This window comes from Aquisalimonas sp. APHAB1-3 (assembly GCF_048323695.1).
Lineage (GTDB): Bacteria > Pseudomonadota > Gammaproteobacteria > Nitrococcales > Aquisalimonadaceae > Aquisalimonas.
Genome location: NZ_JBLWFT010000006.1, coordinates 23,861 through 32,500, shown reverse-complemented (window position 1 = coordinate 32,500; position 8,640 = coordinate 23,861). Strand labels below are relative to the sequence as shown.

The following is an 8,640-nucleotide window of genomic DNA, read 5'->3' as shown; positions in this document are numbered from 1 at the left end:
CTGCTTCCGGGCGTTGGAGGCGGCGAGTATAGAGCATCTCACCGTGGCGTCAACGCTTGTTTTCAGCTCTTCGCGGGAGCCGCCGAAGCGGCGCTGTGCCGTGAAGAGATGCGTATTCTATGGATCACAGCTCAGGCGTCAAGCGTTTTCTTCAACAACCGTCACGCGGGCGAACCGACGCTTACCCACCTGCACCACATGCACGCCACCGGCGGGGATGCTGGCCCCTGTATCCTCAATGCGTTCGCCGTCGATGCGGACGGCCCCCTGCTTGACCATGCGCTGACCGTCGCTGCTGGAGTCAACGAGCCCGGCCATCCGCAACAGCGTCGCAATCGGTACGGCCCCGCCCCGGGCGGAGACGCTGACCTCGGGCATGTCCTCCGGGAGTGCACCTCTCCGGAACCGGTCCTCGAACGTCTGCCTCGCCCGGGTGGCAGCGTCGCGGTCGTGGAACCTCTCCACCAATTCCTCGGCCAGGAGCACCTTGATGTCTCGTGGATTGCGTCCGGCATCGGCTTCTGCGCGCAGGGCATCCACTTCCGGACCGGAGCGCAGACTGAGCAGTTCGAAGTACCGCCACATGAGGTCGTCGGACACGGACATGAGTTTGCCGAACATCTCGTCGGGCGGCTCCTTGATTCCGACGTAGTTGTTCAGGGACTTGGACATCTTCTGCACACCGTCCAGACCCTCGAGAATGGGGACGGTCATGACAACCTGTGACGGCTGACCATAGGCGTGCTGCAGATGCCGCCCCACCAGAAGGTTGAACTTCTGGTCGGTACCGCCGAGCTCGACATCGGCCTTGAGCTCCACGGAGTCGTAACCCTGTATCAGCGGATAGAGGAACTCGTGCACGGCGATGGACTGGCCTGCATGGTAGCGCTTGTGGAAGTCATCCCGCTCCAGCATCCGCGCCACCGTGTAGCGCGCGGAGAGCTGGATCATGTCCGTTGCCGAAAAACGGCTCATCCATGTGGAGTTGAAAACAACCTGGGTGCGCTCCGGGTCGAGAATGCGGAACACCTGCTCGCGGTAAGTCTGCGCGTTCGCGGCCACCTCCTCTTCCGTGAGCGGCTTGCGAGTCGCACTCTTCCCGCTGGGGTCGCCGATCATGCCGGTAAAGTCACCGATGAGGAACAGCACCTCGTGCCCCAGGTCCTGGAACTGGCGCAGCTTGTTGATCAGCACTGTGTGCCCCAGATGGAGATCGGGTGCCGTGGGGTCGAAACCCGCCTTGATCCGCAGGGGTCGGTCGGCCGCCAGGCGCTCGCGCAGCTCGTTTTCAACCAGTATCTCTTCCGTACCCCGGCGCAGTTCTGCCAGGGCGCCATCCACATCGACCATGCCGTTTCTCTCCCGGAGTAGACGAGGCGCTTGGCCCGGCTCGCCACAGCAGTGCGGCGCGCCGGAAGAACGCCTTCCGAAGCGCGGAATTCTAACAGGCTGGGCGTAGACGTCACCGCATCAGCGCGGAACACCGCCGCGACAAAGCCGGTATCATGCGGGGACAGACCGAACCCAATGCCACAAGGGGGATGCCGTGCCGGGGGTGTTTTACGCAGGACTGATGACAGGCACCAGCATGGACGGCATCGACGCCGTCCTGATGGATTTCACCGAGGACATCCCGCGCCTCGTGGCCACGCACAGCGCCGCACATGACACTGCCGTGCGCGAGCGCCTGATGGCCGTCAGTGGCGCCTCGCCACTGAGCGAGATCATGGGCCTGGACGCCGAGCTGGGCGAAGTCTTCGCAGCGGTTATCACGACCTTGCTGGAGAAGGCCGGCGTGGCCACCGCCGACGTGGCCGCCATCGGCAGTCACGGGCAGACCCTGTGGCATGCACCGGATGCGCCGGCACCTAGCACCCTGCAGATCGGCGACCCGCACCGGATCGCTCAACGGACAGGCATCACCGTTGTCGCCGACTTCCGCCGACGGGATCTGGCGGCGGGCGGCCAGGGCGCGCCTCTCGCCCCGTTGTTCCACCAGGCATTCTTCCATACCACGGACGAGGACCGCATCGTCGCGAACATCGGCGGCATGGCGAATGTGACGAGACTGCCCAGCACCCCCGGCGCCGACGGTATCAGGGGTTTCGACACCGGCCCCGGGAACGTTTTCCTGGACAGTTGGTACGCCCGCCACCAGGGCGGCACATACGATCAGGACGGCACATGGGCCGGCGCCGGGGAAGTGTCGGACGAACTGCTCGCCCGCCTGCTCGCGGATGCCTATTTCTCCCGCAAGCCGCCCAAGAGCACGGGTCGCGACTACTTCAATGACGATTGGCTGGCCGCCGCAGATCTGTCCGGTTACGACCCGGAGACGGTCCAGGCCACCCTCGCCCAGCTCACCGCCGAGACGATCGCTGCGGGCATTCGCGACAGCTTGCCGACCGCATCACGGGCACTGATCTGTGGGGGCGGCGCGCGCAACGGAGACTTGATGCGGCGCCTTCAGGCCGCTCTGCCGGGCATGTTCGTGGATACGACGGACGCCCACGGAATACCCGCGGACTGGGTGGAAGCGGCCGGGTTTGCATGGCTGGCGAGGGAGGCTCTGGCGGGGCGCCCCGGGAATCTGCCTTCGGTGACGGGCGCCGGGTCCCGGGTACCACTGGGGGCGATCCATCCCGGATCGCCCGAAAAATGAACAGAACCGACCTTGGGCTCAGACCCCGAACGAGGAGCCGCACCCGCAGGTGGTCGTGGCGTTGGGGTTACGGATAACGAACTGCGCCCCTTCGATACCTTCCACGTAGTCGATCTCGGCGCCCATCAGGTACTGGACGCTCATGGGATCAACCACGAGGGTGACGCCGTTCTTCTCCATGGCGGCATCGCCATCATCCGTGTTCTCGTCGAAGGTGAAGCCGTACTGAAATCCCGAGCAGCCACCCCCGGCAACGTACACCCGCAGTTTCAGCGCGTCGTTGTTTTCCTCATCAAGCAGTTCACGCACCTTGTTCGCCGCGCTGTCGGTGAAGACCAGCGGCGCATCGTCCTGCTCAAATGCTGCTTCAGCCATGGATTCTCTCTCCGGTAGAACGGAATACCTGCAACTGTATTGTCCCCGCAGCGCGCGAAACCGTCAACTTCGGGCAAGCCTCACGGCAGAACCGCCACACCGCCCAGGCCGGCGGTTTCGTCGAGGCCGCACATCAGGTTCATGTTCTGCACCGCCTGACTGGCTGCGCCCTTGGTGAGGTTGTCGATCACCGAGAACACGATGGCGGTACGGCCGTCCTGGGGCTGGTGCACGGCAATCCGGCACAGGTTGGTGCCGCGCACCGTCCGCGTCTCGGGGTGACTGCCGGGAGGCAATACGTCCACGAACGGCTCCTCCGCATAACGCGCCTCGTAGAGGCCCTGAAGATCCACGGCAGAGCCGTCGAGCGGCGCGTACAGACTGGCCTGCATGCCGCGGGTCATGGGCACCAGATGGGGTACGAACGTGAGTCCAACCGGGCCCCCCGCAATCATCTCCAGCGTCTGCCGGATCTCGGGGAGGTGCCGATGGCCGCTGGCACCATAGGCGCGGAAGTTCTCGTTGGCCTCACCGAACAGCGTCGGCACCTGCGCCTTGCGCCCCGCCCCGGAGACGCCGGACTTGCAGTCCGCGACCAGGGCATCGAGGCTGACCAGCCCCGCATCCACCAGCGGCAGCCAGCCGAGAGCGACCGCCGTGGGATAACACCCCGGGTTTGCCACCAGGCGCGCCTCGCGGATGCCCGCGCGGTGGATCTCGGGCAACCCGTACACGGCATCGGCAAGATGCTCGGGGCATGCGTGGGCCATCCCGTACCACGCCTCCCAGGACGCCGCATCCTTGAGGCGAAAATCGGCACCCAGATCGATGACCCGCGTGCCGGCATCAAGCAGTTCCGGGACCATCTGCATGGCCGTCCCGTTGGGTGTCGCAAAGAACACCAGATCGCAGGCGGCGAGCTCCGCGACATCCGGTTCCGAAAAGGTCAGATCAACCGCACCGCGGAGCCCCGGAAACATGGCATCGACGCGCGTACCGGCATTGCCCCGCGAAGTGATGACGCGCACCTCCGCGTGCGGATGGCCGGCGAGAAGCCGCAGCAGTTCGGCACCGGTATACCCCGTGCCGCCGACAATGCCAATCGTAATCATGTCCACTCCAGTCGCGATGCCCGGGCGCGGGCGTGCGTGATCCGGCCGCGCCTTTATCCAGCTTCCCGATTTTACGCGCCTCCCGCGCAGGCTTCCAGCGAGCGGGCCACGGCCGCTCCGGCAATGCCGGTAGCCCCGGCATCGGGCGCGGCGGTAGACTATGCGTCCGTACTCCCGAGGCGTGGCGAATCTCCATGACGAAGCGAAAAGACGTGTGGTTCATCCTGTTGTTCGTGGTGGTCGTGGCGACCGCCGCCGTCGTCTGGGTGGCTCCCTGGCAGGGGGAACGCGCCCCGGAAGTGCGCGTCGAGACGCTTGATGGCGAGCGCTTCACGCTCGGCGACCTCCGTGGCAAGCCCGTGATCGTGGCCTTCTGGGCCACCACCTGCCCGGAATGTGTCCGCGAGATCCCGCATTTCAAAGCGCTGTACGAGGACTACGGCGACCAAGGGCTGGAGCTGATCGCCGTCGCCATGGAGTACGACCCCGAATCACAGGTGCGCGCCATGGTCGAGGATCGGGACATGCCCTATACCATCGCCCTGGACCGCGACGGCAGCATTGCGCGCGCATTCGGCGATGTGCGCCTGACACCGACCACCTTCCTGATCGGGCCAGACGGCAAGATCCTGAGCCAGCGCCTGGGCATGGTGGACATGGACCGCATGCGCGAACGCATCGCCGGCCTGTTGCCGGCGGATCAGGTCGCCGCACTGGACAGCCCCGGCTCCTGAGCATGGGCTATCTCTGGATCAAGGCGTTTCATCTGATCGCGATGGTGACCTGGTTCGCCGCCATCTTCTATCTACCGCGGCTGTTCGTCTACCACGCCATGGCGGAGGACGATCCGGCGGGTCGGGAGCGTTTCAAGGTCATGGAGCGCAAGCTCTATCGCGGCATCATGACGCCGAGCGCCGTAGTCACCATCGCCCTCGGCATCTGGCTGCTGGTACTCAACCCGTTCTGGCTCCAGCAGGGCTGGATGCACGCGAAACTGCTGCTGGTGACGCTTCTGGTGGGGTATCACATCTGGTGCGGGCGTCTCGTCGCAGCGTTCCGGGAGGACCGCAATACCCGAGGCCACCGCTGGTACCGGGTATTCAACGAAGTGCCCGTGTTCGGGCTTGTCGCCATCATCGTTCTGGCGGTGGTCAAGCCGTTCTGACCCGCCGCCCTGGCGCCAGTCAATACATCTAGTCGTCCGCCCAGACCTGGGACTGCTGGTAGTTCTTCAGCCCCACCCGCTCGATCAGGTCAAGCTGGGTCTCGAGGAAATCCAGGTGCTCCTCTTCGTCCGCGAGGATTTCCGCCAGCAGATCGCGCGTGACGTAATCCTCCACCGACTCGGCATACTCGATGGCATCACGCAGTTCGGGGCAGGTGCGCTCCTCCATCCGCAGGTCGCACTCCAGGACCTCTTTCACGTCTTCGCCGATGAGCAGTTTGCCCAGGTCCTGCAGGTTGGGCATGCCTTCCAGGAACAGAATGCGGTCGATGAGCTTGTCCGCATGCTTCATTTCCTTGATGGAGGTGTCGTACGCGCTGGCACCGAGCTTTTCCAGCCCCCAGTCGTTGAGCATCCGCGAGTGAAGGAAGTACTGGTTGATCGCCGTCAGTTCGTTGTAGAGGACCTTGTTCAGGAACTTGATGACCTTCGCATCACCCTTCATGAGACGGCTCCATCTGGTTGAGCATCTGCACAGGCACGCTGCCACGCCTGTCGCGCTGGGCTCAGTGTAATACAAGAACCGGATGGTATGGGACCCCGGAGCGGACCGTCACCGGGGATGGACCGCGGCTCAGGCGGTCTGCCAGGCGGGGGCGCCGGGCTCCATGGCGGGAAGATCGATATGGACAGCGGTTGCACTCACGTTCGCGCATGCCTCACTGAGGATCTCCCGCGCCTCCGGGCCGCAGCGGCCACAGGAGCTGCAGACGCCCAGCTCCTGGCGCAGCTCACGCATGGTGCGCGCGCCACCGGCAACGGCACGTCGGATATCGTGATCTGTGATGGCGCGGCAAAGGCAGACGTACATGAGAACCCTCCCGTTGATTGCGTTCAGTCTGAATGCAAATGCGACTGATTGTCAATTGGAACGAGAACGATTCCTATTGCCAACGGGAGGAATTACTTGCCGGCACGGACCAGACCACCGAGGCCGGCCTGCTCCAAGGCGCGGTTCAGCAGGCGTCGCACGTCGGCGGGATTCTCCAGCGTCAGCGCCTCTTCGAGCAGCGAGGTCGCCTGTTGGCGGGTAAAACTGCGAATCACCCACTTCACCTTCAGGAGGCTCGAGACGCTCATGCTCAGGCCGTGGACGCCAAGCCCCAGCAACAGAATGGCGGACGCCGGATCACCGGCCATGGCACCACAGACACTCACATGGCAGTTATTGCGCTCGCCCGCCTCCACCACCTGGCGTACCGCCTGCAGCACCGCGGGGTGAAGCTCGTCGTAGAGGCCGGCCACCCGCGAGTTGTTGCGATCCACCGCCAGCAGGTACTGAGTGAGGTCGTTGCTGCCGATGGAGAGGAAGTCCACGCGCCGGGCCAGGCTGTCCGCCTGGTATACCGCCGACGGCACCTCCACCATCACCCCGAGCGGGGGCATGGCCACCTCCAGCCCCTCTTCCGCCAGCTCCTCGCGGGCCCGGTCCAGCAACACGCGGGTTTCATCCACCTCCTGCACCCGACTGATCATGGGGAGGAGAATGCGCAGATTGCCGCAATCCGCATTGGCCCGCAGCATGGCCCGCAGCTGGGTAAGAAAGATCTCGGGGTGGTCCAGGGTCAAACGGATACCACGCCAGCCGAGAAACGGGTTCTCCTCGCGGACCGGGAAATAGGGCAGCGGCTTGTCACCGCCCACGTCCAGCGTGCGCAGCACCACCGGGCGTGGCACGAACGGCTCCAGCACCTGCCGGTAGACTACGGTCTGCTCGTCTTCCCCCGGAAACCGCTCGCGCACCATGAACGGGAACTCGGTGCGGTGCAGGCCGATACCGTCACAGCCGCTGGCCAGCGACGACGTGATGTCCGACATCAGGCCGGTGTTGGCATACAGACCCATGGGAAAGCCACAGGGCGTGCGGGCCGGCTCGTCGCGCAGGGTCTGCAGATCGCGGGAGAGCTCCGCGTCCTCGCGCAGCAGACGCCGGTACTCCTTCTGTGCCCGCTTGTCCGGGTCGATATGCACGCGACCGCTGTAGCCGTCGACGATGAGCTGCTTGTTCTCGAGCCGACCCACGGGCAGCTCGGCGACGCCCATGACTGCGGGGATATTCAGGGCGCGGGCGAGAATGGCCACATGGGAGTTGCCGGATCCGCGCGCGGTCACCACGCCCACCAGCCGCTCCGTGGGAATCTCCGCCAGCTGCGAGGCGCTGATCTCCTCACCAACCAGAACCGTGCCCTCGGGGACCGAGCGTGTATCGCCACTGTCCATCTGCAGGCGCATGAGAATGCGCCGTCCCACGTCGCGGATGTCGCTGGCGCGCTCCCGCAGGTAGGGGTCTTCCATCTCGTCGAAGACGCTGACGTATTGGGCAATGCTGTCGCGCAAGGCGCCGCAGGCCCAGTTGCCCTCAAGAATGCGCTGCTCGGTGCCCTCCACGAGACTCTCGCTGTCGAGCATCTTGAGGTAGACATCGAACATCATGTGCTCGTCCGACGAAATGGCGTCCGCGAGGCGATCGGCCAGGTCCTGCACCTCGGCGCGGACAGCCTTGAGCGCTGCCCGGAACGCCGCCACCTCGCCCTCCGCATCCTCGACGGCGCGGTCGGGCACGGCGAACAGATCCGCCGGCGAGTAGGCCACCATGGCGCGGCCGAAAGCCACCCCCGGCGCCCCCGGAACCCCCTCCAGGGCCCGGCGCGTCACCGGCAACGGCGTCGGCAACCCGCCGCTGGATTCACCGCCACTGGCCTCGCTGTGGGCAATGGCGCCGGAGAGCTGCGCCGCCATGGTGACGATGAACGCCACCTCTTCTTCGCCGAACCGTCGGCGGGCGGTCTGCTGCACCACCAGCACGCCCAGCAGGCGGCGAAAATGGATGATCGGGGCACCCAGGAAGGAGTGGAACTTCTCCTCACCGGTCTCCGGGAAATAGCGAAAGCGCGGATGGGCCTCGGCATTCTCCAGATTCAGCGGCTCCTTGCGCTCGCCCACCAGCCCCACTAGGCCCTCGTCGAAGCGCAGGCGCACCTGTCCCACCGCGTCTGGATTCAATCCTCGGGTGGCCATCAGCACGTATTCCTGGGTGTCCTGGTCCACCAGATAGACGGAACACACGTCCACATTGGTGGTATCGGCCACGCGCTTGACGATGATATTCAGCGCATGCTGCAGCCCGCGGGCCGCATTGACCTCCTGGATGATGCTGTGAAGGGTCTGGAGCATGCCGTTCGTCTCAGTCGCGCCCGCGAAACCGCCCCGGACCCGTGCCGGTCGGTTCGCATGGTTGGTTGGTGCAAGATTACAGGAAGGCGGAC

The 8,640-nt window shown here is 65.1% G+C and carries 9 protein-coding genes; 3 read left to right on the top strand and 6 right to left on the bottom strand.

The features are described 5' to 3' along the window. Nucleotides 1-138: 138 nt before the first annotated feature. Entirely contained in the window at nt 139-1,350 is a 1,212-nt protein-coding gene (tyrS, locus tag ACNSTU_RS10640) for a tyrosine--tRNA ligase (protein WP_290635319.1), read from the bottom strand. A gap of 205 nt (nt 1,351-1,555) precedes the next feature. On the opposite strand from tyrS, the gene ACNSTU_RS10635 reads away from it, so the two are divergent. Next, complete coding sequence (locus tag ACNSTU_RS10635; RefSeq protein WP_290635321.1) at nt 1,556-2,662, top strand: anhydro-N-acetylmuramic acid kinase; 1,107 nt, start codon at nt 1,556-1,558, stop codon at nt 2,660-2,662. An 18-nt stretch (nt 2,663-2,680) separates the two neighbouring features. Here ACNSTU_RS10635 and erpA read toward each other — a convergent pair whose 3' ends face one another. Beyond that, the gene (gene erpA, locus ACNSTU_RS10630) at nt 2,681-3,037 is read right to left on the bottom strand and encodes an iron-sulfur cluster insertion protein ErpA (protein WP_290635323.1); all 357 of its coding nucleotides are present in this window, start codon (nt 3,035-3,037) and stop codon (nt 2,681-2,683) included. A gap of 80 nt (nt 3,038-3,117) precedes the next feature. Continuing rightward, the gene (argC, locus tag ACNSTU_RS10625) at nt 3,118-4,149 is read right to left on the bottom strand and encodes an N-acetyl-gamma-glutamyl-phosphate reductase (protein WP_290635325.1); all 1,032 of its coding nucleotides are present in this window, start codon (nt 4,147-4,149) and stop codon (nt 3,118-3,120) included. Between the two features lie 194 nt (nt 4,150-4,343). On the opposite strand from argC, the gene ACNSTU_RS10620 reads away from it, so the two are divergent. After that, nucleotides 4,344-4,883 carry a peroxiredoxin family protein gene (locus ACNSTU_RS10620; RefSeq protein ID WP_290635327.1) on the top strand — a complete coding sequence of 180 codons (540 nt, stop codon included), beginning with the start codon at nt 4,344-4,346 and terminating at the stop codon, nt 4,881-4,883. A gap of 2 nt (nt 4,884-4,885) precedes the next feature. Next, nucleotides 4,886-5,314: a protoporphyrinogen oxidase HemJ gene (gene hemJ, locus ACNSTU_RS10615; RefSeq protein WP_290635329.1), complete on the top strand. Its 429-nt coding sequence runs from the start codon at nt 4,886-4,888 to the stop codon at nt 5,312-5,314. Nucleotides 5,315-5,342: 28 nt separating this feature from the next. Here the strand turns inward: hemJ and bfr are convergent, their stop codons facing one another. The 3 genes from bfr to ptsP form a co-directional block, all read right to left on the bottom strand. Beyond that, nucleotides 5,343-5,819 (bottom strand): bacterioferritin, encoded by a 477-nt coding sequence (bfr, locus tag ACNSTU_RS10610; protein ID WP_290635331.1) that lies wholly within the window; start codon nt 5,817-5,819, stop codon nt 5,343-5,345. Between the two features lie 129 nt (nt 5,820-5,948). Further along, nucleotides 5,949-6,185 carry a bacterioferritin-associated ferredoxin gene (locus ACNSTU_RS10605; RefSeq protein ID WP_290635332.1) on the bottom strand — a complete coding sequence of 79 codons (237 nt, stop codon included), beginning with the start codon at nt 6,183-6,185 and terminating at the stop codon, nt 5,949-5,951. Nucleotides 6,186-6,277: 92 nt separating this feature from the next. Further along, a complete protein-coding gene (ptsP, locus tag ACNSTU_RS10600; protein WP_290635333.1) occupies nt 6,278-8,548 on the bottom strand; it encodes a phosphoenolpyruvate--protein phosphotransferase in 2,271 nt (756 codons plus the stop codon). Nucleotides 8,549-8,640: the final 92 nt, after the last annotated feature.

Excerpts from the sequence above, each read along its gene's own strand:
- tyrS (WP_290635319.1), bottom strand. The coding sequence starts at position 1,350 with ATGGTCGATGTGGATGGCGCCCTGGCAGAACTGCGCCGGGGTACGGAA.
- bfr (WP_290635331.1), bottom strand. The coding sequence starts at position 5,819 with ATGAAGGGTGATGCGAAGGTCATCAAGTTCCTGAACAAGGTCCTCTAC.
- ACNSTU_RS10620 (WP_290635327.1), top strand. The coding sequence starts at position 4,344 with ATGACGAAGCGAAAAGACGTGTGGTTCATCCTGTTGTTCGTGGTGGTC.
- erpA (WP_290635323.1), bottom strand. The coding sequence starts at position 3,037 with ATGGCTGAAGCAGCATTTGAGCAGGACGATGCGCCGCTGGTCTTCACC.
- argC (WP_290635325.1), bottom strand. The coding sequence starts at position 4,149 with ATGATTACGATTGGCATTGTCGGCGGCACGGGGTATACCGGTGCCGAA.
- ACNSTU_RS10605 (WP_290635332.1), bottom strand. The coding sequence starts at position 6,185 with ATGTACGTCTGCCTTTGCCGCGCCATCACAGATCACGATATCCGACGT.
- ptsP (WP_290635333.1), bottom strand. The coding sequence starts at position 8,548 with ATGCTCCAGACCCTTCACAGCATCATCCAGGAGGTCAATGCGGCCCGC.
- hemJ (WP_290635329.1), top strand. The coding sequence starts at position 4,886 with ATGGGCTATCTCTGGATCAAGGCGTTTCATCTGATCGCGATGGTGACC.